We start from the raw sequence: 25,367 nt of genomic DNA, 5'->3' as shown, positions 1-25,367 counted from the left end.
GAGGAGGAGATTATGATGAGTTTGAGATTCAATTACAGAGCAGTGAACGCGCCCGCTTTCCGGGCAATGATGTCGCTGGAGCAGCATACCGCAGGCCGGGGCAGCGATAAGCTCCTGACTGAACTGGTCAAAATACGGGTATCCCAGCTGAACGGCTGCGCCTTCTGCCTGGATATGCACGCCAAGGATTTGCTGAAGCTGGGGGATTATCAGGAAAAACTGCTGCTGGTCACGGTATGGCGCGAGGCGCCGATCTTTACGGATAAAGAGAGAGCCTTGCTTGAGCTTGCCGAAGCAGTCACACATATCAGTGAGGCCGGCGTGCCCCACGATGTATATGAGAAGGTCCGGGAGCATTTCAGCGAAGAAGAATTTGTTGATTGGATTATGGCGATCAATACGATCAATTGCTGGAACCGGTTAGCGATTTCTACAGGAATGTATCCGGGAGCTAGCCTCTAAATCGCTGAGGATAAATTCAGGAGCAGGAGGAGTGCCATTGAAACCACAAAGCAACGAGGCCGACACAAGGTTAACTGCATCTCAAGCACCGGGGATGGAGGAACTGTTTCTCAGTTACAAGGCTTACGCCTTCTCCATCGCTTACCGGATGCTCGGAACAGCGGTTGATGCGGAGGATGCGGTGCAGGATTGCTTCGCCGAGCTGCAGCGGCGTGACCGGACCGGCATTCACAATATGAAGGCCTATGTGGCAAAAGGCATTACCAACCGCTGCCTGAATATGCTGAACTCGGCGCGCAGCCGCAGAGAGACCTACATCGGCGAGTGGCTGCCTGAGCCGGTAAGCGAACCTTGTGACGGACCTGAGGCAGCAGCGGAACGTAAGGATACGCTGTCGTATGCGTTTCTGGTGCTGCTTGAGCGGCTGTCGCCCACTGAACGGGCGGTATTTGTACTGCGCGAGGCCTTTCAGTACGATTATGGGGATATCGCAGAGATGCTGGGCAAAGCGGAAGCCAATTGCCGGCAAATCTTTAGCCGGGCCAAGCGCACGCTTCAGACCGAACCTTCTGCAACCATGGCCGAACCCGGGACGGGAACGGTGAGATCTGGCCTGCTGCGGCGCTTTACAGAGGCTTTTACCGCTTATGATGTCAGTGCGATGCTGGAACTGCTGTCCGATCATCCCGTGCTTGTTGCCGACGGCGGCGGCCAGGATGTCCATACGATCCTTAGGCCGATGGTTGGCCGCAAGGGAGTGCTGGCACTCTTGACCTCGCGCCGGGTGCTGAACCGGCTGCGGGAATTGGAGCCGTCTGTAGAAACGGTCAATGGCGAAGATCAACTGGTATTCAGGCAGGATGGCGAGGTTAAAGCCGTGCTATGTCTGGTGCTGGACCGTGCAGGGCAGCAGATTCAGCGTTTCTATCTGGTTGTAGGACCGGAAAAGCTGGGTCATGTCTTCTAAGCCGCGGGCTGTTCTATCAACAGGTTGGTTTACAAAAAGAGCGCCGCCCACCTAATGAGGTGAGGCGGCGCTTTTGTGCAAATATAAGAATTTATATGCTTCACGCTATAAATTATCCTTCTATTTCTCGCTGAAACGGATACCGTCCTTTTGAGGACGGCGGATGCCGTTTCCACTTGGAATATTAGTTCTTGAAGCTGTGGATTGGAGCGGGAATACGTCCGCCCCGGTTCACGAACCCGGCGCAGTTAAAAGGATTCACCGCCATCACCGGGGCGTAGCCGAGCAGACCGCCAAATTCGACCATCTCGCCGACTTCTTTACCGATAACCGGGATCAGGCGGACGGCGGTTGTCTTGTTATTGACCATGCCGATTGCGGCTTCATCAGCGATAATGCCGGAGAGGGTTTCTTTGCTGGTGCTGCCCGGAATGGCAATCATGTCGAGGCCGACGGAGCAGACGCAGGTCATCGCTTCAAGCTTCTCCAGCGTCAGCGCACCGCGCTGAACAGCCTGGATCATGCCATGGTCTTCACTGACCGGGATGAACGCGCCGCTAAGTCCGCCGACATAAGAGGAGGCCATAACGCCGCCTTTTTTGACGTTGTCGTTCAGGATGGCGAGCGCTGCCGTGGTGCCGGGTGCTCCGGCTTCTTCGAGGCCCATGACCTGGAAAATCTCGGCGATGGAGTCACCGACCAAAGGGGTGGGTGCCAGCGACAGATCAATGATGCCGAACGGCACATCCAGCCGTTTGGAGGCTTCCTGTGCAACAAGCTGTCCTACACGGGTCACCTTGAAGGCGGTTCGTTTGATCGTCTCGCATAGTGTTTCAAAGTCCTGGCCCTTTACTTCTTCCAGCGCGCGCTTGATTACACCAGGGCCGCTGACCCCAACGTTGATCACGCATTCCCGCTCGCCCACGCCGTGAAATGCTCCGGCCATGAAGGGGTTGTCCTCAACGGCGTTGCAGAAGACAACCAGCTTGGCGCAGCCGATGGAATCACGGTCCTTGGTGCGTTCCGCTGTCTGGAGGATGATGTCGCCCATCAGCTTCACGGCATCCATATTGATCCCGCTGCGCGAGGAGCCTACATTCACAGAGGAACAGACTCTTTCCGTCACAGCCAGCGCTTCAGGGATGCTGTCGATCAGAATCCGGTCGCCTTTGGTGCAGCCTTTCTGCACAAGCGCCGAGAAGCCGCCGATAAAGTTGACGCCTACCTCTTTGGCCGCCTTGTCCAGAATTTCGGCAACCGGCACATAAGTATCCGTATGCACGGAACCGGCTGCAATGGAGATCGGGGTGACGGAGATCCGTTTATTGACAATCGGTACGCCGAATTGCCGTTCCAGATCCTCACCGGTCTTCACCAGCTTTTCGGCGGACCGGGTGATTTTGTCGTATACATTCTGGTTAAACACCCGCAAATCTGTATGGGCGCAGTCCATCAGGCTGATCCCCATCGTAATGGTGCGGACATCCAGATTCATTTCGCGGATCATTTTATTCGTTTCCTGCACTTCCACAAGTGAAATCATCCCTATCTCTTCCTTTCGCTGCTAGCTAGATGCGGTGCATAATATTGAAAATGTCCTCGTGCTGGAGCTTGATTTCAACGCCGATTTCTTCGCCCACCTGCTGCAGGTCCTCCACAATCTCTTCAAAGGACTTGCTTGGTGCGGAAATATCCACAATCATCATCATGTTGAAATAGTCCTGCACAATCGTCTGCGAAATGTCGAGAATGTTCAGATTGTGGCCTGCAAGGTAGGTACAGACTTTGGCGATAATCCCTACTTTGTCTTTTCCCAGTACTGTTATAATCCCCTTCAATGAAAAAGCCTCCTATTTATCTATTCTCTGTTCATCCGCCGCATTAACGGAATGAACCGTTGCAATTATTATTGCAAATGATGTTGCAGTCATCAACCAAAGGTTTTTTGTCAGTCTGATCAGAAATTTGATCTTATGCCCTAATTTCATTAGAATACAGTTGACAGTGTTAAAAATATATGATCAACCGATAGATTGACATGATCGTCTGAAGGAGTAACTATGACAACGAGAAAATACAAAGAGCTGGTTGAGCAGCGTACCAGGCAAACCCTGCAAAAGTGGTCGGAACAGCCAGACGTCGAGGAAAAGGAAATCTACCGCTTTTTGCATAATTTGAAGGGCACGGCCGGAACGGTAGACCTTCACCTGGTGGAGGAGTATGCCGGCAGCACATTGCTTTATTTCTCGGATGAATCTTATAAAAATTGGACAGAGGCCGAGTGGGGGGATTATTTGTATCCTTTGCTGGGGCTTTTTGATGAGCAATTGATGAACGGAGCAATACCTGTCCCGGGGTTGCAAGCGGCAATGTTGCCTGACGGCAAGAAGCAATACGAAATTCTGCTCATTGATGATGATGTAGAGCTGGTGGCCTTTTTAAGGGAATCGCTGGAGAAGCAGTCCTATTTTGTGAGTATTGCATTATCCGCCGAACGGGGACTCAAAATTTTTTATGAAAGTAAGCCGGACATGATCCTGCTGGATATCCTGCTGCCCGATCAGAGCGGGATTGATGTCCTGAAACAAATCATCGGCAAGGCGAAGAAAGAGCGTATTCCGATTATTATCGTCAGCGGTGAACATTCCAAGGATGTGCAGATGTATGCCTATTCGCTGGGGGTGATGGATTATATTCCGAAGCCTGTAGATATTGATTTGTTCCTGGTACTCATTAAGAACCGCTTTGAGCTGAAGCTTGAATGGCAAAAATCCATAATCGTGGATGAGCTGACCGGGGCTTTTAACCGCAAATATTTTAATCAAACGATGAAGCAGCTGATCTCTGATTTCAGGCGGACCGCTCGGACGTTTTCACTTGCGCTTATGGACCTGGATTACTTTAAACATGTGAATGACAGCTACGGCCATCTGGTCGGAGATGAGGTACTTCAGACTTTTTCCGAGCTGGTGCTGAAATCCATCCGGGTGGAGGATACATTCTGCCGCTATGGCGGTGAAGAGTTTACCCTGTTCATGCCCAATACCGATGCCGCATCGGCCTTGCTTGTCATCGAACGGATTCAGCAGAAGTTTTCCTTAAAAGAGTTTTGGGCCAAAAATGAACGATTTAATGTTTCCTTCTCCGCCGGGATCACAGAGGTAACGGAATTACATCTCAATGCCGATAAACTTATTGACGAAGCGGATCAGGCGCTGTATGCCAGCAAACATGCCGGCAGAAACCAGACCACATTGTATGACGAGCATTTGCCGGCAGGCAAGCTGGAGTCGGTTCTGAATGTCATCATCGTTGACGATGATCCGCTGATCCGCAGAATAGTGACCCATCAGTTCCAAGCTTGGGAGCCGGAGAGCATTGCCAAAGTGAAAGTAAGCAGCTATTCTAACGGCCCGCAGTTTCTCCAGTCGGATTGGTATGCTCCCGAGGAGAAATTTATTATCCTGCTTGATGGCATTATGCCGGAGCTGGATGGGCTGGAGGTGCTTGAGCGGATCCGCGGCAGTTATCCGGAAGTGAATACTCTCGTGATCATGCTGACCGGGCGGAACGACCAGCGGGATATCATACATGCCCTGCAAATGGGCGCCGATGATTATGTCATTAAGCCGTTTCACTTGCCGGAGCTGCTCATAAGAATTGAACGGCTGGCCCACAGATTTTTGTTCTGAAACATTTAGCGCTGAAACGCAGATAATGGTTTAGGGTACATTGAAAGGTGAGAGAGAAAGATGCAAAAAGTACTTGTAGTAGATGATGAAGATGTTCTGCGCATGCTGATTGAAGATACGCTGGAGGACCTCGAAGATGTGGAGATTCGTACCGCTGAAAATGGGGTTGAGGCGCTTGCCAAGCTATCGGATGATCTCTACGATCTGGTGATATTGGACTATATGATGCCGGAAATGACCGGTATTGAAGTTTTGTCTGAATTGGACGAGGACATGAAGAACTCCACGCCGATAATGATGCTGACCGCCAAGGCGCAGGAAATGGACCGGAGCAGAGCCAGGGAGGCGGGCGCGCGTTATTTCATGCCTAAGCCGTTCAGTCCGACAGAGCTCCTGCAGATCGTGGAGGGTATTCTTGGTGAAAAGAAAAAAATTCGTTAATTTGAGCATCAAAGATAAATATTTCCGCATTATTTCAGGCTTATTTGTTCTCATCGCGCTGACTGGCCTGCTCTTGTTCTTCTATATATCTTCTCAGCAGAACAAGTTGAGCCATGACCGTGAAGTGCTGCAGAACAAGGCGGAGACGATCAATGAACTGGCAACAACACTGAATGATGTTTTTTTTCGGGTCAGAGGCTACACGGCGCTGAAAAATGATAATGAGCTGAAGCTCGCCTATGAAGCACTGCAGAAGCTGGGGGAAGTCCTTAATACGTATTCCCTGCTCAAGCTGTCCCCGGAAGAATTGCAGTTCAAGGACCAATTGACGGCATACAGTCAAAATTATCAAAAAGTTACGCTGCCTAAGGCGATCGCTCTGGTCGAGCAAGATAATTATGTTACGCTGCGGGCGCTGGCACAGGATGGCAACACCCAGGCGGTAAATGAGTTTCTTTCATACACGAAGCAATACAAAGCGCGCTCAGATGCACAATTGAACGAAATGGCTGCCGATTCCATTAAGCAAGCTAATTCGTTTACTATTGCGTCGTTCGTATTAAGCAGCTTCCTGCTGCTTCTATTCACCCTGATGATCTGGAGGATCCTGAAGGTTCTCATTGATCCGATCGTGAAGCTGGAGGAGGCAACTAATTCGCTTGCGGAAGGCCGGTCTGTATTGCTAAGCAAGCTTCAGAGGCAGGATGAAATCGGCCGGCTCTATGAAGCATTCCTGAATATGGCGAGAAGCATACAGGACAAAGAAGAAGAGCTGACGATGCAGAACGAAGAACTGCATGCGCAGCAGGATGAGCTTCAGGATCAGCAGTTTAAGCTGGAACGGTCTTTAAGCGAGATCGAGAGCATGATGAAGGCGCTGGATCAGTCCTCCGCAGTCGCTATTCTTTCGAACAAAGGCGTATTCACCTATGCTAATGAGAATCTGAGCGAGTATACGGGGTATAAGAACCCGGAGATCATCGGTCACACCTTCAGGCTGTTCGAGCTTAATAATATTTCAGGTGATCAGGCGCAGCAAATTCTCCACAAGCTGAACACGGGCGGGGTATGGAGCGACGAGATTCAGATTCGGGCCAAGGACGGTTCGGTGATCTGGCTGCATTTGACGGCGATGCCTTATCTGAATGATGAAGGCCATGTCTACCAGTACATTCTCATCGCCAACAATATTTCTTCCATGAAAAGTGTGCAGCAGGAGCTGGCGGATACCCTGAAAAAGACGGAACAAACCAAGATTCTGCTGGAGCGGAGCAATCAGCTCAATCATGACATTACCTATACTCTGGACAAGCAGGAGTTCGCCGAAAAGTTTATCCGGTTTATGAATGAGCAATATGCGTTCGACTCGAGCTTTTTCCTGATGGTCAAAGACAAAATTGCCGTCGTTAAAGGCGTACCTCTGGAGAATGTGGAACGTTATCTTGATAGTGATAATAATGATATGCTGTTCCGCATGCAAACGGAGAAATCCTATATTACAAAACGTCCGGCATCCTTACGGGAGCAGGGCATTTCTCCGGAAGGCATATATTCCTATGATTACTACACAACGGTTGTCAATGCTGATGATGAAGTGCTGGCTGTATTCTGCGGTACCCGGATCGGACATTCCTTTGGCGAAGAAGAAACCGACGAGATTCAAGGTATGATGAACCGGGTGGCGCTGGCCATTGAGCGGCTGTTCATGTATGAAGAAATCGAAGATGGCCGGATGCTGAACAGGGACATTGTCAATAACGTCAATGAAGGAATTCAGTTTGTCCAAATGGACGGAACGATGCTGCAGATGAATAAGGCCCTTGGCCAGCTGTTCGGGTACGATGAATGGACTGAAGGGGAAGTAGTCCTTAAGGAACGCTGGACAGAACATTTCATCCACAGGGCCAATGAGCAGGATGATCTGCGGCTGTTCTACCAAACGGCGATGTCCGAAACATTCTTTGACTCTAGCACGATCAAATATTCCATAGGCACGGAAGCGATGAAACATGTGGAGGTATATGCTATTCCGGTATTCCGCCGCGAGATCCGCTTCGGGACGTTGTTTGTGCACCGGAACATTACCCGGGAATATGAGCTGGATCTGATGAAATCCGAACTGGTCAGCACGGTCAGCCATGAGCTGCGGACACCGTTATCCAGTGTGCTCGGCTTCACAGAGCTGCTGTTATCCAGAACAATGAAGCCGGAGAAGCAGCTGAAATATCTGGAGACCATTCATAGGGAGGCGCACCGGCTGACCGATCTGATCAATGATTTTCTGGATCTGCAGCGGATGGAATCAGGCACCCAGCAGTACAATGCCGAGCCTGTCAATCTGAGCTCGCTTGTCCTCGGCGTCATTGACCAGTACAAACTGAGTGGCACCCACCATATTCTGCTGGAGGATGCAGCGCGGAATGCAGAGGTGGAAGTGGATAAGGACAAGATTGTCCAGGTACTGACCAACCTGCTTAGCAATGCGATTAAGTTCTCACCGAACAGCAATGAGATCAAGGTGCTGCTGCATAATGAACCCGAGCGGATTATTGTGGAGATCCAGGATCACGGGCTGGGGATTCCTAAGAATCAGATCGGCCATTTGTTCCAGAAATTCAGACGGGTAGACAACAGCGCATCCAAACGGATCGGCGGAACAGGTCTAGGCCTGGCCATCTGCAAGGAAATCATTGAGAAGCAGAAGGGTGCGATCGGCATTGATTCGGTGGAAGGCGAAGGCACCACTGTATGGTTCAGTCTTCCGGTTCTGAATCATAGCGGCAGCCGGCATGAAGATGAGCCTTATAAATGGAATTCGGAGAAGGAAACGAAGCCGAACGTAATGATTGTAGAGGATGATTACAGTCTTTCCCTGCTGCTGTCGGAGGAATTGAAGGGCAAAGGCTTCCGGGTGACACATCATTATCATCCGCAGCAGGCGTTTGATCAGGCACTGAAGACACCTTTTGTGGCGATTGTCGTGGATCTGATGCTGGGGGATGAGCTGGATGGCTGGGACCTGATCCGCATGCTGAAGGATGATGAGCGGACAGCGAACGTTCCGATAGTTATTTCCTCGGCGCTGGACAAAACAGATAAAAGTCTGATGAACAATGTTCAGAAGTATTTGACCAAACCTTATCCCCCTGGTGATCTGTCGGTTACCCTGCAGGAAATCATAGCGATTGAACAGGGAACTGGAGAAGTGCTGTTTCCGGACAGCGGTCATGATGGGGAATAGGAGAATTATTTTGTAGCAGCACTTATCGAAATGATTATTTATAAAAGGATTAGAAGAACAGGCCATGCACAAACGGTCTGTTTTTTTTCTGAAAAAAAAGCTTGCCTTAAAGTGGACTCTAAGGCTTATAGTGGGAGGGAATGCGGACAACCATACAGGGATGAATGGGAGGAATTGCGATGAAGTACAGTTATTTGGGGAAATCGGGTTTAAAGGTCAGCCAGTTATGTCTCGGCACGATGAATTTTGGTCCGGAAACCGAGGAGAAGGACGCCTTCAGGATCATGGATGCCGCATTGGATGCGGGCATTAACTTTTTTGATACTGCGAATGTCTATGGCGGCCAGGAACGGCGCGGCTGGACCGAAGAGATTATCGGACGCTGGTTTCAGCAGGGGGGCGGACGGCGCGAGAAGGTGGTGCTGGCGACCAAGGTTTACAATGACATGCTTGATGAGCAGGACGGTCCCAATTCAGGTTCGGGCTTATCCGCTTATAAGATCAGACGACATTTCGAGGGCTCGCTGAAACGTCTGCAGACCGATCATATTGAGCTGTATCAAATGCATCATATCGACCGCAATGTTTCCTGGGATGAGTTATGGGGTGCTTTTGAAATCCTGGTCTCCCAGGGCAAGGCGGATTATATCGGTTCCAGCAACTTTGCCGGCTGGCATATTGCACATGCTCAGGCGCAGGCAAAAGCGCGCCACTTCCTGGGCCTTGTCTCCGAGCAGCATCTATACAATCTGCTCGAACGGACGCCGGAGCTTGAGGTGCTACCGGCATCGCAGGAACTGGGACTTGGCGTCATCCCGTGGAGTCCGCTTGCGGGCGGTCTCCTCGGCCGCAACGCGCTGGCCAAGACCGGCGTGCGCAGCGCCCGCTCCGCCAAGCTGGAGCAGCACCGCAGCCAGCTGGAGCAGTTCTCTGCCCTCTGCAAGGAGCTTGGCGAGCATGAGGATCAGGTAGCTTTGGCGTGGGTGCTGGCGAATCCAGCCGTGACTGCGCCCATCATCGGACCGAGAACTATTGAACAGTTCGAGGATTCGCTGCGCGTGACTGAAATCGTTCTGGATGAAGTCACGCTGAAGAAGCTGGATGAAATATTCCCGGGACCGGGACGTCCGGCTCCGGAGGCCTACGCCTGGTAAACCATTCAGCAAGATTCTGATAGAGTGGGGATATGTCCGAACACCGGGCATATCCTCTTTTTGGTTTCTTTAGTGGGAAACCGAGGAGACCACGGCAAACTCGCCTTCTTCAGTGATTTCAGCATAAGCTACAGCCTGCGGGCCCGAATATCCCAGTTTGCGCAGCTCGCAATCCAACCAGGCCTCGTCATGGCCAAGTTCGCTTAGCGTACGCCGCTGAATGATCCCGTCCTCAATAATACTCTGGGGCAGCGTGGTTTCCTGTATGGAAACAGCCAGATCCTCGCGGGTGGCTGCCTCAAATTGCGGCTTTTTCATAATGCTCAAAGAACCATTCGTCTCATAGATGGCATAAGCGACCTCACTGACAGAGAAAGTATCCTTAGCCCGCAGCATCATCCTCAGCTGGTCGAAGTCAAGATTGTTCTTGCGCAGCTTGACCAGATCGATCTCTCCGTCACGGATCAGTATTTCCGGTTCGCCCTCAAGCGGTTTGCGGAGCGCGCGGATTCGCTGGGTAACCTTCTCGAACGTCAGGGATAATACGGTCCAAACAGCCAGTGTAAAGATCAGCATCAGCACGGAATTTTCTGGTGTATATATGGTGTCCCCGACCAAATCACCCAGAATCACTGCAGAGATAAAGTCAAAAGGTGTCAAAGCGGAGATTTCCTTCTTGCCCAGCAATCTCGTCATTGCCCATAACCCGATAAAACCCGCGATCAGCTTGATGAATATCGCTCCGTATTCCATTTGGCACCCACCCTCAAATAAACGATTTATAATCTAAGAGTGTTTAACCATTACGCTTTCGAATGTAACATTTCTCCTTATCTGTACTCCCAAAGGTGAATCCGGGTGGTGCTCTGTGATAAGCTGTCTTTATGAACCCGTTAATGGAGTGATTCTAACAGACGTGAAAGGGGCACAGAGATGCTTTTTTACCTGATTTCAATATTGGTGGTACTGGCGGACCAGGCTGCTAAATGGATGGTGCGGTTAAACATGCAGCTGGGGGAGACCATTCCGTTCTGGAACCCTTACGTGCAATTTACTTATTATGAGAACAGTGGTGCGGCCTTCAGTTCTTTTCAGGGTTTTGGGAAGTATTTTTCGATTGTTGCGGCAGTATTTGTAGTCGCGATTTTTTATTACCGGCGTAAAGGAGTGCTGCGAGGGCCCTTGCTTGAAGCCGCCAGCGGATTTTTGGTGGGCGGTGCTATCGGCAATGCAATAGACCGCGTAATTTTTCATCAGGTTACGGATTTTCTTGTATTCGGGGAAGGCGGCGGCATCATGAATTTGGCCGATCTGGCAATCAATGCCGGCGGCATCCTGATCGTGATCCATCTGATTATCGATCAGGTGAAGAGCAGCACGGCCAAGAGAAGACGGGTGAAAGGCAGCGGCACCGGACAGGTGTGACTGTTCTTACCCCCGGTTTTAAGTATAGGGTTGTCCTATTAGTCATTATTATGACTATGGACAACCCTATTTCTTTGGGATTTACTTATCATTTGCTGCAATACATCGAACCTTTATTCCAGCGGACCGGCGTTCGATTCAAGTTCCCCGATGGCCCATTCGCAAAAGGCTACAGAAGATTCCATATCCATTACCCGCTTGCGCAGCAGCAAATACCGCCCGAACGTCGTTGCCGTAAGCTCGCGGGTTTCTCCGCGCTCCTGGCACAGGGCTTCATTAGCTTTAATCATGAGGTTATACCGGTCCAGCTCACTCCTGCAGAATTCCGCACGCCTTACCAGCAGCGCCTTAGCCTCCTCCGGCCTTGCGAGCCACAGGCTGTACAGCTTGAAATGCAGTTCGTCCCGCAACACGGGGGGATCAGCCGGCGTCTCAACCCACTCCCGCAATTGTTCAAGTCCTGCATCCGTGATCGTATATATTTTTTTATCCGGCTTATCTGACTGCTCGATCCGCTCGTAGGAGATGTATCCCTTCTGCTCCATACTCACCAGCAGAGGATAAATCTGACTATGGCCCGCCCGCCATAGCGGCTTAATGCTTTGCGTTAACTCGTATCCGGACAGCGAGTTGGCAGTCAGCAGGGCAAGGAGCCCGTAAGACAGAGTATTCATTACTATGAGTTCCTCCAATCCAAATTAATCCGTTTTCATTAGGAGTATTACTACTATGTCATCATTGACATATTGTAGATTCGATTATAACATTATTTAAGTTAACTCACATATGTAAAAGTAGACATATAAATAATGATGAGGAGGAACTGCCATGGAAGAGAACCATGAACGACGAGGCAAAGTTCCTTTTTGGCCGATTATGATTGCCATATTCTTCGGGAACTTTGTCTCTGTCTTAAGCACCACAACGATTAACATTGCTGTTCCCCTACTAATGAATCATTTCCATACCGGCTTGCACACGATGCAGTGGATGGTTACCGGCTTTATGCTGGCAACAGGTGTAACGGCACCTTTGGCCGGTTATCTTGGCGGCAGATTCAGTTATAAGAGACTTTATTTGTTCGCTTTATCGGGCTTTACACTGTTCTCCCTGTTATGCGCCGTATCGGGTAACCCGCTGATGCTGATCATTTTCCGGATGCTTCAAGGCTCATGCAGCGGACTGATTATGGCCTGCACGATGACGATTATCTTTCAGGTCATTCCGATTGAGCGCCGGCCCTTCGCCGTCAGCCTGTGGTCGCTGTCCGCAATGGTTGCGCCGGCCATCGGGCCGACCTTCAGCGGCTGGCTGCTGCAGTATGCCAGCTGGCACTGGCTGTTCCTGATTAATATCCCGGTGGGACTTGTGGCTATTATATTAACCCAACTGTTGATCCCTTACTACCGGATGAATGTACCGAAGTCATTCGATGTTCCCGGCCTGATTACGGTGGTGACGGGCAGCCTCGCGCTTCTGACTGCTTTTAGCCAAGGCAGCAGCTGGGGCTGGAGTTCCTGGAGAACTCTATTGTTAATCGCTGCCGGGATCGTTCTGCTCCTCTTGTTTGTCCTGCGTGAATTGCGGACGGAAGTGCCGCTGCTGAATCTGCGCGTATTTCAGAACCGGCGGTTCACGGCTATGCTGTGCATCTATAGTCTGGTAACGGTGGCGATGTATGCCGGCACATACTTAACGCCGCTTTTCCTGCAGACTGTGCAAGGCGCCACGACCCTCAAAACAGGACTAATTCTGCTGCCTTCATCCATCCTGCTGGCATTGTTAAGCCCGGTTGTGGGCAAGCTGTATCCCAAGTTCGGTCCGGTGAAGCTGATTTCCGCAGGAATTGCCTTTATCTTTGCCGGTTTGTTTATGCTGAGCAGGCTGCATGTGGATGTTTCGCACAACTTTATTTTGTGGGCGATGGTTGTGCGCAATCTGGGGATCGGTCTGGCCAATGTTCCAAGCAGCACGGCATCCATGGAGGAGATTCCGGTGGAATGGTCAGGTCATGCAACTTCGATCAACAACTGGGTGCGCAATGTATTAAGCTCATTGGCCATCGCCGTATTCACTTCACTCTTGTCGAGCAGATCTGTGATCCACTCCAAAGAGCTCGTTGAGTCCGGTGCAGCGAGTTCTGATTCGATCACCCTGCTCTCATTTACAATGGGGGTAAATGATGTATTTGTCGTCGCTGCCATCATCGTACTGTTTGGTTTTCCGCTCATGCTTCTGCTGCGCCGCAAAGGAGGAACAACGCCTCTGCAAATGCAGACCCATGTCCGTAAGATCGCGAATCAGTAATCAAAAGCTGAATATTAAGTATCATTTTATCTAATGCAAGTTATCATTAATTGTAATGAAGCTGCTTAAATCGGGGTCATTTACTCTGATTTAAGCAGCTTTTACGCGTTTTATAGGCAATATTACTAATAAAACCAAATTTTATGATAAAGAGAGTTCGTTGATCGTTTCATATAATTATGATAGCCTGATCACATGAGGTTAAGAGGGAACTAGATTTCATGTTAAGGAGAGGTCGATATTGGTGCAACTACAAGTTACGAACAGTCCATTTAACGAGAACCAGGTTGAGCTTCTGAACCGCCTTCTGCCGACATTGACAGAGACGCAGCAGATCTGGCTCGGCGGATATTTGTCCGCGTTGTCCTTGCAGGGAAATGCGGCAGTGGTTTCCACTGGCACGCCGCTGCAAGCAGAGGGGATTGCAGCAGCCGTCTCCCCGGCGGCACAGCCGCAAATCTCCCGCGAAGTGACGGTGCTGTTCGGTTCTCAGACCGGCAACTGCCAGCGTCTGGCGTCCAGTCTGTCCCGCAAGCTGGAGGAGCAGGGCTTCCAGGTTACCGTGTCGGCAATGAACGGCTTCAAGCCGAATGGTCTGAAGAAGGTCGAGAATCTGCTGCTGCTGGTCAGCACGCACGGCGAAGGCGAACCGCCGGATAATGCCCGGGCCTTCCATGAATTTATCTATAGCAAGAGAGCGCCCCAACTGGATCATCTGCGTTATTCCGTACTGGCGCTCGGCGACACCTCCTATGAGTTCTTTTGCCAGACCGGCAAGGATTTCGATCAGCGTCTCGAAGAGCTGGGCGGACGGCGTCTGAGCCCGCGCGTCGATTGTGATCTCGATTACGATGAGCCGGTAGCGGAATGGTTCCAGCAGGTCATCAGCTCACTGAGCGGTCCGCAGAATGCCCCGGCAATTGCCGGGGAAGCGGTACAGGCAGCTGAACATGCGGAGTCGCCGGATTCAGCCTACTCACGCAACCATCCTTTCCTTGCTGAAGTGCTGGAGAATCTTAATCTGAACGGACGCGGCTCTGACCGCGAGACCCGCCATCTGGAGCTGTCGCTTGCCGGCTCCAATCTGAGCTTCGAGCCGGGCGACTCGCTGGGAGTGTACCCGGAGAATCATCCTCAGCTGGTGGCGGATATTATTGCCGCTATGGGCTGGAATAGCGATGAATCTGTTCCCCTTAATAAGAAGGGGGAGGAAGGCACTCTGCATGAAGCGCTGCTGCGTCATTATGAAATTACAGTCCTGACGAAGCCGCTGCTGGAACAGGCGGCACAATTGACCGCATCGGCAGGGCTTCATGCGCTGCTTGCTCCGGATCATCAGCAGGAGCTGAAGTCATATATCCAGGGACGTGATCTGCTGGATCTGGTCCAGGATTTCGCACCATGGGAAGTGCCTGCACGCAGCTTTGTAACCATTCTGCGCAAGCTGCCCGCAAGACTGTATTCGATCGCTAGCAGCTATAACGCGAACCCCGATGAGGTTCATTTCACGGTTCGCGCGGTGCGGTACGAATCACATGACCGTGACCGTTACGGCGTCTGCTCGGTCCATTGCGCTGAACGGGTACAGCCGGGCGATACCCTTCCGATCTATATTCAGAACAACCCGAATTTCAAACTTCCGGCCAATTCCGAGGTTCCCGTGATTATGATCGGGCCGGGTACGGGGGTAGCGCCATTCCGTTCCTTCCTGGAAGAGCGGGAAGAGCAGGGCGCAAGCGGCAGAACTTGGCTGTTCTACGGCGACCGGCATTTCGTGACCGATTTCCTCTATCAGACGGATTGGCAGAGAATGCTTAAGGACGGCGTGCTGAACAAGCTGGATGTTGCGTTCTCCCGGGATACGGAAGAGAAAGTATATGTACAGCACCGCATTTTGGAACAGAGCCGTGAGCTGTATGCCTGGCTGCAGGAAGGTGCTCATGTGTATGTATGCGGTGACGAGAAGCATATGGCCCATGATGTTCATTCCGCACTGGTCACTGTGATCCAGCGGGAGAGCGGCTTAAGCCCGGAAGAGGCAGCAGCTTACCTGGAGCACATGCAGCAGGAACAGCGTTATCAGCGCGATGTGTATTAAGGGAGGAGAGGTTCAGCTATGGCGAATAATGAATCAGCGGTGAAGCCGATCGGCGGCCCGCCTAGTGATGTTGAACATATAAAGATTGAGAGCAACTACCTGCGGGGCGCACTTGTGGAGACACTGGGCAACCCGGTAACCGGAGGACTGCCAGAGGATGACAACCGGCTGCTCAAATTTCATGGCAGCTACATGCAGGATGACCGGGATTTGCGCAGTGAGCGTGAGCGCTCCAAGCTGGAGCCGGCCTATCAGTTCATGCTGCGTGTGGTGGCTCCGGGCGGAGTCGCTACTGCAGCACAGTGGCTGGTCATGGATGAGCTTGCCCATAAATACGGCAACGGCACACTCCGTTTGACGACACGACAAGCGTTTCAAATGCACGGTGTGCTGAAATGGAACCTGAAAAAGACGATCAAGACCATTAACGATACGCTGATGACCACACTCGCAGCCTGCGGGGATGTCAACCGCAACGTGATGAGCGCCCCGAATCCGTATCAGTCCGAAACGCATGCGGAAGTGTACGAATGGGCCCGGAAGATCAGCGATCATCTATCCCCGCGTACTCCGGCATACCATGAAATCTGGCTGGACGGCGAGAAGGTTGTGGACAGCAAGGAAGGCGTAGAAGTGGAACCGATCTACGGTCCGGTCTATCTGCCGCGCAAATTCAAAATCGGTCTGGCAGTGCCGCCCTCCAATGACGTCGATGTCTTCTCCCAGGATCTTGGCTTCATCGCGGTATTGGAGGAAGGCAAGCTGGTAGGATTTAATGTTTCGGTTGGCGGCGGGATGGGCATGACGCACGGCGATACGAACACCTATCCCCAGCTTGGGCGGGTGATCGGCTTCTGCCGGCCGGAGCAGATGATTGATGTGGCGGAGAAGACGGTCACGATTCAGCGTGACTATGGCAACCGCTCCGTCCGCAAAAATGCCCGTTTCAAATATACCATCGACCGCCATGGCCTGGATTGGTTTACGGGCGAGCTGCATCACCGGCTGGGCTGGCAGCTGGAGGCTGCCCGTGCATTCCATTTCGACCATAACGGTGACCGTTACGGCTGGGTGAAGGGCATCAACGGTAAATGGAATTTGACGTTGTATATCCAAAGCGGGCGGATTCAGGACCAGGAAGGTTATCCGCTGATGACCGGACTGCGGGAGATCGCTAAGATACACACCGGGGATTTCCGTCTGACGCCGAATCAGAATCTGATTATCGGCAATGTGAGCAGTGCGAAGAAACGTAAGGTGGACGAACTTGCCCGGCAATACGGTTTGACCGACGGAGCGCAGCACACCGCTCTGCGGCGCAGCGCTATGTCCTGTGTAGCTTTGCCAACCTGTGGTCTTGCCATGGCCGAAGCGGAACGTTATCTTCCCCTCCTGCTCGATAAGCTGGAGCTGATCATTGATGAAGCGGGCCTGCGCAACGAAGAGATTATCATCCGCATGACCGGCTGCCCGAATGGCTGTGCCAGACCGGCACTGGGGGAAATCGCCTTTATCGGCAAAGCTCCGGGCAGATATAATATGTATCTGGGTGCGGGCTTTACCGGAGACAGGCTGAACAAGCTGTACAAGGAAAATATCGACGAGAATGAAATTCTTGAAACGCTGGGGCCTATTCTTCAACGCTTTGCCAAAGAACGCGCGGCGGGCGAACATTTCGGAGATTTTGTTATCCGCAGCGGCTATGTAAAGGCCGTCACCTCGGGGCTTAATTTCCATGACTGACTAACAAAGGAACCTGTTCTCCAATGCAACACGGAGGATGGGTTCCTTTTTACGGGCAATCCCCAAACAGAAGAATTATAAGTTCAATTTACATAATCGAAGAATGAATTTGGATTTTCGGCGGTTTTCTTACATAATATAAAGAGTACCCATAACATATCTAAGAGCCATTATAGTGAGTAATGCGTTCTGTACAGAAGAGGCGAATGTGATGATCATCATGAAATCGATGGAAGAGATCGAAAAAATGCGTGCAGCCGGCAAGATTCTTGCTGAATGCCACCGGCAAATCGCCGGAATGCTGAAACCCGGAATTACGACCTGGGAAATTGACCAGTTTGCTGAGAAGTTCATTCTTTCCCAAGGGGCAACACCTGAGCAAAAAGGGTATCATGGATATCCTTACGCAACCTGCGCATCCGTGAACGATGTAATCTGCCATGGGTTTCCCAAACATGAGCCGCTTAAAGACGGTGACATTGTAACGATTGATATGGTCGTGAACCTGAATGGCTGGCTGGCCGACTCTGCGTGGTCCTACGGGATAGGCAACATCAGCGATCAGGCAGCGAAGCTGCTGGAAACGACCAAGGAGTCACTGTTCAAGGGCATAGAGCAGGCAGTTGCAGGCAACCGGATCGGCGATGTCGCCCATGCCATTCAGGTGTATGCCGAGTCGAACGGGTTCTCAGTCGTCCGTGATTTTATCGGGCACGGCATCGGCTCCGAAATGCATGAAGCCCCTGAGGTGCCTCACTACGGACCTGCAGGCAAAGGACCGCGTCTCAAGGAAGGCATGGTCTTCACCATTGAGCCGATGCTCAATACCGGAAGCTACCGGACAAAGGTAGATGCGGACGGGTGGACAGCCCGGACGATTGACGGCGGCTTGTCGGCGCAATACGAGCACACCCTGGCGATAACTCCGCAGGGAACGATTATTTTGACGGAGCTGTAATCTTAAGTGTTTGGATCGTAATTTGGTTGGAAGTACTGCCGGTAAGCCCGGTCAGCTGCTCATGCATGTCATGGCGCTGACCGGGTTTATTTTTTTTGGTTATTTGTCTTAATGTGTCGGAATTCACGGTTTTATGGGGAGGGAATGAATATAATGGTAACTCAAGGCTGAAGGGGAATAGAGGATCAGAAATGGCAACAGACAAACATTGCAAGAATCAGCATGGCGCACCCAGCCCTCAGCAGTGTATGGAGCACTATGGCTGTATTTATGAGAATAACCATTTAATTACCTTGATGGTTGACCCGGCTGACGGAAGTATCGTTGATGCGAACAGGGCAGCCTGCGATTTCTATGGCTACCGCCTCCGTGATTTCAGAAAACTTCATATCTCGGATTTGAATGCAGAGGGTGAGGCTGGGGATCGGGACTTCGTGGATAAGGCGATGCCCGGCGGAGAATATCTGGGAAACCAGGTGTTTATGGACAGGCATCAGTTGGCCGGAGGCCAGATCATAGTGGTGGAGATTCATACGGGGATCATGACGATGTTAGGAAAGACATGTGTCTACACCGTTATTCATGACGTCAGCGAGCGGGTCCGCTCCGAACAAAGACTCCGGGAAAGCGAAGAACGTTACAGGGATCTGGTTGATCTCTGTCCTGAAGCCATTCTGGTTTACAGCGGGGGAACGATTCTGTTTGCAAATCAGCAAACTGAGAAGATGTTCGGCAGGAAGAAGAAGGAACTGATTGGAAAGGGCATTGATGATTTTTTTTACGAGGAACCGCTTAGCAGCACAGAGTATAAAAAACTAAAAACCAAAGGTTCCATGAAGGACCGGTTTCGGATCGAGCAGCGTTTTATCCGGCATGACAAACATATTTTTGATCTGGAGATCTCGGGCGTACCGATTGTATATGAAGAAGAAGTAGCTCTGCAATTGGTATTAAGGGATATTACGGAGAACAAAAAGGAACTTGAACGGGCGGTCAAGCTTCAAGAACACCGTCATGCCGTTGCTTTTCCTCTGGAGAACAGGGCAGTGCTGGACAAGATCTACATTCCTGCTACAACACTCAGCGGCGACTTCTTCATCTTTCACAAAATTGATGATGAACAGGTCATCGGAATCATCGGTGACGTCACCGGCAAAGGCATTTCGGCCGCATTAAGCATCTCCGCGCTGCGTGTGCTGTTCCTGGACAGTCTGCTCACTTCAATAGAGCCGGTTCAGGTTCTGAAGGATTTGAATCTGAAAGCGGGACAGTATCTGGGAGAGGATTATATTGCCGGCTGCTGCTTTCATCTCGATTTCGGCGCCAGTGTGCTTAAGGCAGCAGGGGCCGGGATCAACGAATTCATCTATGTGCCGAAAGCGCAGGCCGGCCAGCAAATAACAGTCAAAGGAGCTCCGCTGGGCATGTTCAGCGACAGTGAATTTGAGCAGCAGGCTGTTGCATTTGGATCGGGTGACCGTTTCTGCTTCTATAGCGACGGTATGGAGCTTTTGTTTGAAGAAGCGGAGTTAGGCCGTGAATACGAATATTTGCACGATAAGGTTGCGGGCGTTTGTCTGCAGGACGACTGCACCTGGCTGAGCCTGAATATCCAGTGAGACAAGGGGTGAATTATGAACGCTGTACATAAGGAAGTGCTGCTTCACGGACTGGAGCACACACAGGGAATTATTGACGGAATTATCGAAGAGCTTGATTTGGAAGCCTATGCTTTTGATATCCGTCTGATTCTGGTTGAGGCTATTACGAATGCGTATTATCACGGGAATCTCAGCGATTGCACGAAGCCGATCTATATCCGGTATTTGCTTAGAGATGAGCTGCTTAAGCTTCAGGTCGAAGACTCTGGAGAAGGCGGCCGGGATCTCGTTATTCCGCAGGATATCAGTAGTGACGAGCTGCTGGATGACGGAGGAAGAGGTCTGTACTTGATCAGCTGCTTCTCGGATAGTGTGGAGATGATCCGAAATACGATGTACATCAGCAAGAATGTATGTCCTATATAGATTGAACTTAAATACTTGAGAAAAGGGAAAGGAGCAACGGAGGGGGATTTTGGAACTGGAGGAACGGTAGTGTCCGCCTGAAAGCTTTCCGAAGGAAAGCTAGCATCGAAAGCATAAGCAGTCTTCGGATTTCTACCGCTAATATCGGTTAAAATCAAGAAATTTGAAGACAACAGCGGCCGGAAGTCCAAATATTCACCGTAGTTGCGACTGATCCTGTACTCTAAAACCACAAGTTCAATCTATATAGTTGACAGGTTTTCTTCTGAGGACTGTTTTCTGTGAATGGAAAAGGGGAGAATTCGGTGAAGTTAAGTTTAAAGGTTAGAATCAGCATTCTTTTGTTCCTCATCATTAGCGTGCCGTTATTTGTTTCCGGTATCATCTCTTACAAACTAGCGGCAAATGCACTGCAAACGACAATTGAAGAGGAATTAAGAACAACAACAAGTTCAGCCGCCAAGTCTGTTGAGAGCGAGCTTGAAGCGGTAGGCAATTATCTTGAAATCGCCAGCAAAAACAGCACACTGGCCGATTTCGCCGCAAGTCCAGCCTCGGAGGGAGAAAGAAAGACGTCTTTCAGTTATCTTTCCGGGATCCAGCAAGACAACGCCAAGCTGCTTGAATCGCTGATCGTTGCTGATGTGAACGGAAAGGCGCTGCTTTCCAGCAGTTCTGAAGCTCCAGAGCTGGATGTGCAGGACCGGGAGTATTTTCAGCAGGCGCTTCAGGGGAAAGAGGCGATAAGCGATGTCCTCACCTCCAGGGAAACTAATCAGCATATCGTCGCGATTGCCCATCCGCTGCGTCAGAATAATGTTATTAAGGGTGTATTGATCGGGACAATCGTCTTTGACAGCATTTCCGCGCCCGTAGCCGAAGTGAAAATTGGCGAGAGCGGATACGGGTATATGATCGACCGTACAGGCCTTGTGGTTTATCATCCTGATAAAGGCAAGATTCTCACAGAAAATCTGGACGGCAACAGTAATAAGGAATTAAATGCGCTTGTACAGATTATGAAAAGCGGCAAAGCTTCCCATGGCTTTTATACCTATGAAGGCGTCTATAAATATGTGTCCTTTCAGCCTGTAGGAAGCTGGGTTGTGGCGACCACTGCGAATTACGGGGAATATATGGCGTCTGCAACAGAGATCCGAAATACGACACTGATCGTTGTTATTGCCTTCATTCTGGTAGCTCTTCTTGCAGGGTATTTCTTCACCACCCGGAGTATCATCAGTCCAATCAAGAAGCTGGAGAAAGCCATGGCTCAGGCTGGTGATGGCGATTTGACAGTACATACGGCCATCACATCAGGGGATGAGCTGCAGTCGCTTAGCGATTCCTTTAATGCAATGATTGACAAGCAGGAAGCCATTATTGAGAAAGTAAGGGCGGGCTCGGAGGTTCTAACCTCCATGTCGGAAGAAATGGCGGCTTCTTCAGAGGAGATCAGTGCGTCGATTGAAGAAATCAGCTCCAGCACTCAGGAAATTGCCGCCGGTGCGGAGAATAACAACCATTCGGTAGTGAATGCCTCCCAGGTTCTGGTGCAGCTTTCCAGTCTGGTGCAGCTGGCTCAGAGCAAGGCGGCAGCGACCTCCCTGAATGCGGACAGCACCAACCGGGCAGCACAGGATGGCAGAATCAAGGTCATTAATACGGTTGAAGCGATGGATACGATCAACAGCAGCACCAAGGAGACAGAAGAGCAGCTGCAGACTGTGAGCGAGTTGTCCGGCAAAGTTTCCACTATTATCGGAACCATTAATGCCATCGCCAAGCAGACCAATTTATTGGCACTGAATGCCGCCATCGAAGCTGCAAAAGCGGGAGAACACGGGCGCGGCTTCAACGTGGTGGCCGGAGAGGTGCGGAAGCTGTCGGATGAAACGCACAGGCAGGCAAACGAAATCTCATCGCTGGTACATGATATGGTCTCCCGGATTGCGCAAGCTGTGAGCTCGATGCGGGGTGCCTCGGAAGCCGTGGAGGGCGGAGTGAGGATCGTTAATGAAACCGATCATGCATTTATCCATATCATTGAATCGGTGGAGATGATTAACGATAGTGTGCGGGAAATCCTGGAGATTACCAAAGACGAGGTTGCTACCTCGGATCAGATCATCAAGCTCATTGACTCTATGGGCACGATCTCGGAATTGGCGGCAATGAACAGCGAAAGTGTATCCAGCGCAACCGAGGAACAAGCGGCGACAGTCAACAATTTCGTCTCTTCTGCCCAGGAGGTCAGCGCCATGGCCAATGAGCTGGAATTCCTCGTTGAGAAATTTATAATTAGGGGGAAATGACATGAGCGAGATTATTATTGAAATGCCGGAGATGTTTTCCGTAGAAGAAGCAAGCAAGTTTAGAGAAGATATCCGCAGTTATATCAGCACGGGATATTCAAGTTTTCTGCTTGATTTCGGCGGCTGCCGGTTTATCGACAGCACCGGGCTTGGGGTGATTGTCAGCTCTTATAAGAAATGCGTGGAGAATGGCGGCACGATCAGACTGCAATCCTTGAATTCAAATGTGTTGAAGATCTTTGAACTAACAAGGCTGACCAATGTGTTTGAGATATTATAAGCAAAAATACAACCAAGGCCTCCCACCGCTTTCTGCGGGGGAGGCCTTAGTTGTAATTCACGAATTAATCAGTTATATTCCGGGTGTAATATTCAATGATATCCTTGCGGCGGATAATACCGAGGAAGACTCCGGCGCCATCGACGACAGGCACAAAGTTCTGGTCTGCGGCGAGTGTAAGCATATCCTCCATCTGGGCGTGAATTTCCACGCTTTCATTATGCACATGTCTCTGGATCTCGCTTACGGTAACCTCACGCATATTCTCAAAGCCGAGGTCCGCTGTGTTCTTCAGCTTCCATAGCAAGTCGCCCTCTGATAAGGTACCAACATATTTGCCTTCATCGTCAATGATGGGTATCGCAGAATAATAATGCTGTTCCAGCTGCTCCATAGCTTCCAGCATGGATATGGAGGAAGCAATAAATGCGACCTGATCTTTGGGCAGCAAAAAAGAGGATATTTCCATAGGTTCGACTCCTTTACAGTGGAATAAATGCGTAGCGGTAGTTTAATTAAACCATAGTTTAGTATGTAAGCGCATTAATAAATAAGATTTTTAACTTCCCTCGAACCTGTAACAACCGTCTCAGCTTGTTTTTTTATTTCAAGAAATGTGATTTCTTGCCCACAAAAAAAGAATATAGACCCTGCGAAAAACGAGCGGGATTCTATATTCTCTGTTTTAGATATCAACATGCATTGTTCTTACTTGCCTGCTTCGCCATTCTCGTGGCTGATCTGCCATTCGATGCCGAATTTATCTTTCAGGCTGCCGTAACATTTGCTCCAGAAGGTCTCCTGCAGCTCCATGACTACTGTTCCGCCTTCTTTCAACTGATTGAACCAGGATTTGAGCTGCTCTTCATCGCGGGATACGAGAGCGAGGCTGATATTGTTCCCCACCGTAAAAGGCATGCCCGGAAACACATCAGAGAACATTACATTGCTGCCGTCAATGTTCAATCTGGAGTGCATGACTAAGGATTTGGCTTCTTCAGGAAGCGGATACTCGGGGTTTGGCGGCGAATCTCCAAAGGTCATGATCTGTGGAGCCTCTGTACCAAATACCGCAGCATAATACTCTACAGCTTCACGGCAGTTCCCATTGAAATTCAAATACACATCAACAGACACATGCTTCACTCCTCTAATGTTAAATTAAGCCAAGCGCATATTTCCATATTGTATCATGGCCTTGTCCATAGAAAAATATTCTTTCGGGTCTATATTACAAGCTGCAATGAACAAATACAATGAATACCCCAAAATTCATGTCAATTCAGGTAATATTGCGCATGAAGAGTTGACCATCAGAATGAAATGTTCCCGCTGTCCGGCTGCGCTGCTCCGTTCAGGATTCCGTCAACCCATAAATAACAGCGTTGCAATTGTTCCTCTGAAATAAGGTCGGAGCGGTGCTCGAACATGATTTTTACGTCACTGTTCTCCTCACGGATAATCCGCAAATAATCCTCGATTGGTGCCCAGCCGTCTTGCGGGCTTAATTCCGGAAGAACCGGATAGTGGCTGTTGTGCACGCTGTCATTCACCTGAACATTGGAGAGGTGGATCAGACCTGCATAGCGGGTAAACTTTCTCAGGATGGCTCTGGCGTCAAAATACGGGTCGAGCTTGTCCTGCAAAAATAACCTCGCAGTATCCAGGCAGAGCTTAATCCGGGGGTACCGGATCAATAATTGCTCGAAAAAATCGTTGTCGTAAATATATCTGTTTAATGCATCAAATTCCAATACGGGGACAAATTGATACTGAAGGCTCTGTGCATTCAGCCATTCAAAGAGTTGCTCGCTGCGCATTATCAGCTCTTCCAGCGTGATTTCAGATTCATAGATAAACTCCCGGGAATCTCCAAACCGCCATCCTGTCCAATTCACACGTTCGTCTAGAATCACAGGTTTCGGATAATGAAAAAGAATATATTCCGGATGAAGGGCTGTCAGAACATCCAGCTCTTCCCGGACATGCTGATAGGCATCCTCACGTACCTGCCCGTCTGTGGAGAGGAGGAGGGGATCGCGTAGCCTGGTGGCGTCAGCCCGGAACGGAAAATGTACGCCAACCTGAAATCCTTTGGTGCGCGATTCTTCGATTAAATGCTGCATATCTTCTGCGGTGGTGAATGAACAAGCCTCTATTCCATAGAATCCGTTTCTAAAGTCTTTATGGAATTTCTCGTAATCAAACCCTCCATATTGTCCAATCATATACTGCTGCAGTCTAACCGCCTCGCTTT

22 protein-coding genes are annotated in these 25,367 nt (G+C 50.3%); 15 read left to right on the top strand and 7 right to left on the bottom strand.

Annotated features, from left to right (window positions below; translation table 11 throughout):
- The first annotated feature begins 15 nt into the window (after positions 1-15).
- Entirely contained in the window at positions 16-462 is a 447-nt protein-coding gene (locus H70357_RS22165) for a carboxymuconolactone decarboxylase family protein (protein WP_038594213.1), read from the top strand.
- A 94-nt stretch (positions 463-556) separates the two neighbouring features.
- Positions 557-1,429 carry a sigma-70 family RNA polymerase sigma factor gene (locus H70357_RS22160; protein ID WP_052092625.1) on the top strand — a complete coding sequence of 291 codons (873 nt, stop codon included), beginning with the start codon at positions 557-559 and terminating at the stop codon, positions 1,427-1,429.
- Positions 1,430-1,613: 184 nt separating this feature from the next.
- On the opposite strand, the gene H70357_RS22155 is transcribed toward H70357_RS22160, so the two are convergent.
- Positions 1,614-2,969, bottom strand: coding sequence for a PFL family protein (locus H70357_RS22155; protein WP_256718062.1), 1,356 nt, complete (start codon positions 2,967-2,969; stop codon positions 1,614-1,616).
- 28 nt (positions 2,970-2,997) lie between these two features.
- Positions 2,998-3,267 (bottom strand): ACT domain-containing protein, encoded by a 270-nt coding sequence (locus H70357_RS22150; RefSeq protein ID WP_019910116.1) that lies wholly within the window; start codon positions 3,265-3,267, stop codon positions 2,998-3,000.
- Between the two features lie 222 nt (positions 3,268-3,489).
- Here H70357_RS22150 and H70357_RS22145 point away from each other — a divergent pair, with 222 nt between their 5' ends.
- From H70357_RS22145 to H70357_RS22130, 4 genes are all read left to right on the top strand, one after another.
- Positions 3,490-5,121 carry a GGDEF domain-containing response regulator gene (locus H70357_RS22145; protein ID WP_038594203.1) on the top strand — a complete coding sequence of 544 codons (1,632 nt, stop codon included), beginning with the start codon at positions 3,490-3,492 and terminating at the stop codon, positions 5,119-5,121.
- A gap of 60 nt (positions 5,122-5,181) precedes the next feature.
- Positions 5,182-5,562, top strand: a complete 381-nt coding sequence (locus H70357_RS22140; protein WP_038594201.1) for a response regulator — start codon at positions 5,182-5,184, stop codon at positions 5,560-5,562.
- Positions 5,540-8,803 (top strand): ATP-binding protein, encoded by a 3,264-nt coding sequence (locus H70357_RS34495; protein ID WP_052092188.1) that lies wholly within the window; start codon positions 5,540-5,542, stop codon positions 8,801-8,803. Before H70357_RS22140 ends, H70357_RS34495 begins: the two co-directional genes overlap by 23 nt.
- Positions 8,804-8,982: 179 nt before the next feature.
- The gene (locus tag H70357_RS22130) at positions 8,983-9,957 is read left to right on the top strand and encodes an aldo/keto reductase (RefSeq protein ID WP_038594198.1); all 975 of its coding nucleotides are present in this window, start codon (positions 8,983-8,985) and stop codon (positions 9,955-9,957) included.
- A gap of 69 nt (positions 9,958-10,026) precedes the next feature.
- On the opposite strand, the gene H70357_RS22125 is transcribed toward H70357_RS22130, so the two are convergent.
- Positions 10,027-10,710: a DUF421 domain-containing protein gene (locus tag H70357_RS22125; protein ID WP_038594195.1), complete on the bottom strand. Its 684-nt coding sequence runs from the start codon at positions 10,708-10,710 to the stop codon at positions 10,027-10,029.
- Between the two features lie 180 nt (positions 10,711-10,890).
- On the opposite strand from H70357_RS22125, the gene lspA reads away from it, so the two are divergent.
- The gene (gene lspA / locus H70357_RS22120) at positions 10,891-11,382 is read left to right on the top strand and encodes a signal peptidase II (RefSeq protein ID WP_038594192.1); all 492 of its coding nucleotides are present in this window, start codon (positions 10,891-10,893) and stop codon (positions 11,380-11,382) included.
- 113 nt (positions 11,383-11,495) lie between these two features.
- Here lspA and H70357_RS22115 read toward each other — a convergent pair whose 3' ends face one another.
- Positions 11,496-12,056, bottom strand: a complete 561-nt coding sequence (locus tag H70357_RS22115) for a PadR family transcriptional regulator (RefSeq protein ID WP_038594189.1) — start codon at positions 12,054-12,056, stop codon at positions 11,496-11,498.
- A 154-nt stretch (positions 12,057-12,210) separates the two neighbouring features.
- Here H70357_RS22115 and H70357_RS22110 point away from each other — a divergent pair, with 154 nt between their 5' ends.
- The 8 genes from H70357_RS22110 (at position 12,211) to H70357_RS22075 (ending at position 23,110) form a co-directional block, all read left to right on the top strand.
- Positions 12,211-13,689 carry an MDR family MFS transporter gene (locus tag H70357_RS22110; RefSeq protein ID WP_052092187.1) on the top strand — a complete coding sequence of 493 codons (1,479 nt, stop codon included), beginning with the start codon at positions 12,211-12,213 and terminating at the stop codon, positions 13,687-13,689.
- A gap of 244 nt (positions 13,690-13,933) precedes the next feature.
- The gene (locus tag H70357_RS22105) at positions 13,934-15,787 is read left to right on the top strand and encodes an assimilatory sulfite reductase (NADPH) flavoprotein subunit (protein WP_038600195.1); all 1,854 of its coding nucleotides are present in this window, start codon (positions 13,934-13,936) and stop codon (positions 15,785-15,787) included.
- 18 nt (positions 15,788-15,805) lie between these two features.
- On the top strand, positions 15,806-17,530 hold the full coding sequence (gene cysI / locus H70357_RS22100; RefSeq protein ID WP_038594186.1) for an assimilatory sulfite reductase (NADPH) hemoprotein subunit: 1,725 nt from the start codon (positions 15,806-15,808) through the stop codon (positions 17,528-17,530).
- Positions 17,531-17,741: 211 nt separating this feature from the next.
- Entirely contained in the window at positions 17,742-18,488 is a 747-nt protein-coding gene (gene map, locus H70357_RS22095) for a type I methionyl aminopeptidase (RefSeq protein WP_038594183.1), read from the top strand.
- Between the two features lie 191 nt (positions 18,489-18,679).
- Entirely contained in the window at positions 18,680-20,107 is a 1,428-nt protein-coding gene (locus H70357_RS22090; protein WP_052092186.1) for a SpoIIE family protein phosphatase, read from the top strand.
- A 15-nt stretch (positions 20,108-20,122) separates the two neighbouring features.
- Positions 20,123-20,515: an ATP-binding protein gene (locus H70357_RS22085; RefSeq protein WP_038594180.1), complete on the top strand. Its 393-nt coding sequence runs from the start codon at positions 20,123-20,125 to the stop codon at positions 20,513-20,515.
- A gap of 305 nt (positions 20,516-20,820) precedes the next feature.
- Positions 20,821-22,830 (top strand): methyl-accepting chemotaxis protein, encoded by a 2,010-nt coding sequence (locus H70357_RS22080; RefSeq protein ID WP_038594178.1) that lies wholly within the window; start codon positions 20,821-20,823, stop codon positions 22,828-22,830.
- Position 22,831: 1 nt separating this feature from the next.
- Positions 22,832-23,110 (top strand): STAS domain-containing protein, encoded by a 279-nt coding sequence (locus tag H70357_RS22075; RefSeq protein WP_038594175.1) that lies wholly within the window; start codon positions 22,832-22,834, stop codon positions 23,108-23,110.
- Between the two features lie 64 nt (positions 23,111-23,174).
- Here the strand turns inward: H70357_RS22075 and H70357_RS22070 are convergent, their stop codons facing one another.
- The 3 genes from H70357_RS22070 to H70357_RS22060 all read right to left on the bottom strand — a co-directional run bounded on the left by H70357_RS22070 (position 23,175) and on the right by H70357_RS22060 (position 25,338).
- Positions 23,175-23,579: a CBS domain-containing protein gene (locus H70357_RS22070; protein WP_038594172.1), complete on the bottom strand. Its 405-nt coding sequence runs from the start codon at positions 23,577-23,579 to the stop codon at positions 23,175-23,177.
- 239 nt (positions 23,580-23,818) lie between these two features.
- Complete coding sequence (locus H70357_RS22065) at positions 23,819-24,247, bottom strand: VOC family protein (protein WP_038594169.1); 429 nt, start codon at positions 24,245-24,247, stop codon at positions 23,819-23,821.
- A gap of 176 nt (positions 24,248-24,423) precedes the next feature.
- Positions 24,424-25,338, bottom strand: a complete 915-nt coding sequence (locus H70357_RS22060) for an apurinic/apyrimidinic endonuclease family protein (protein WP_231578303.1) — start codon at positions 25,336-25,338, stop codon at positions 24,424-24,426.
- Positions 25,339-25,367 lie beyond the last annotated feature (29 nt).

It is taken from the genome of Paenibacillus sp. FSL H7-0357 (genome assembly GCF_000758525.1).
Taxonomy (GTDB): Bacteria; Bacillota; Bacilli; order Paenibacillales; family Paenibacillaceae; genus Paenibacillus_AQ.
Note: the sequence above shows the minus strand (reverse complement) of the source record. Positions and strands in the feature narration are given on the sequence as shown.

Bases quoted from the DNA above. Each gene is read 5' to 3' on its own strand.
- H70357_RS22160 (WP_052092625.1), top strand. From the start codon at position 557: ATGGAGGAACTGTTTCTCAGTTACAAGGCTTACGCCTTCTCCATCGCT.
- H70357_RS22130 (WP_038594198.1), top strand. From the start codon at position 8,983: ATGAAGTACAGTTATTTGGGGAAATCGGGTTTAAAGGTCAGCCAGTTA.
- H70357_RS22115 (WP_038594189.1), bottom strand. From the start codon at position 12,056: ATGAATACTCTGTCTTACGGGCTCCTTGCCCTGCTGACTGCCAACTCG.
- map (WP_038594183.1), top strand. From the start codon at position 17,742: ATGATCATCATGAAATCGATGGAAGAGATCGAAAAAATGCGTGCAGCC.
- H70357_RS22125 (WP_038594195.1), bottom strand. From the start codon at position 10,710: ATGGAATACGGAGCGATATTCATCAAGCTGATCGCGGGTTTTATCGGG.
- H70357_RS22110 (WP_052092187.1), top strand. From the start codon at position 12,211: ATGGAAGAGAACCATGAACGACGAGGCAAAGTTCCTTTTTGGCCGATT.
- H70357_RS22075 (WP_038594175.1), top strand. From the start codon at position 22,832: ATGAGCGAGATTATTATTGAAATGCCGGAGATGTTTTCCGTAGAAGAA.
- H70357_RS22090 (WP_052092186.1), top strand. From the start codon at position 18,680: ATGGCAACAGACAAACATTGCAAGAATCAGCATGGCGCACCCAGCCCT.
- H70357_RS22140 (WP_038594201.1), top strand. From the start codon at position 5,182: ATGCAAAAAGTACTTGTAGTAGATGATGAAGATGTTCTGCGCATGCTG.
- cysI (WP_038594186.1), top strand. From the start codon at position 15,806: ATGGCGAATAATGAATCAGCGGTGAAGCCGATCGGCGGCCCGCCTAGT.
- lspA (WP_038594192.1), top strand. From the start codon at position 10,891: ATGCTTTTTTACCTGATTTCAATATTGGTGGTACTGGCGGACCAGGCT.
- H70357_RS22060 (WP_231578303.1), bottom strand. From the start codon at position 25,338: ATGATTGGACAATATGGAGGGTTTGATTACGAGAAATTCCATAAAGAC.
- H70357_RS22165 (WP_038594213.1), top strand. From the start codon at position 16: ATGAGTTTGAGATTCAATTACAGAGCAGTGAACGCGCCCGCTTTCCGG.
- H70357_RS22070 (WP_038594172.1), bottom strand. From the start codon at position 23,579: ATGGAAATATCCTCTTTTTTGCTGCCCAAAGATCAGGTCGCATTTATT.
- H70357_RS22085 (WP_038594180.1), top strand. From the start codon at position 20,123: ATGAACGCTGTACATAAGGAAGTGCTGCTTCACGGACTGGAGCACACA.
- H70357_RS22145 (WP_038594203.1), top strand. From the start codon at position 3,490: ATGACAACGAGAAAATACAAAGAGCTGGTTGAGCAGCGTACCAGGCAA.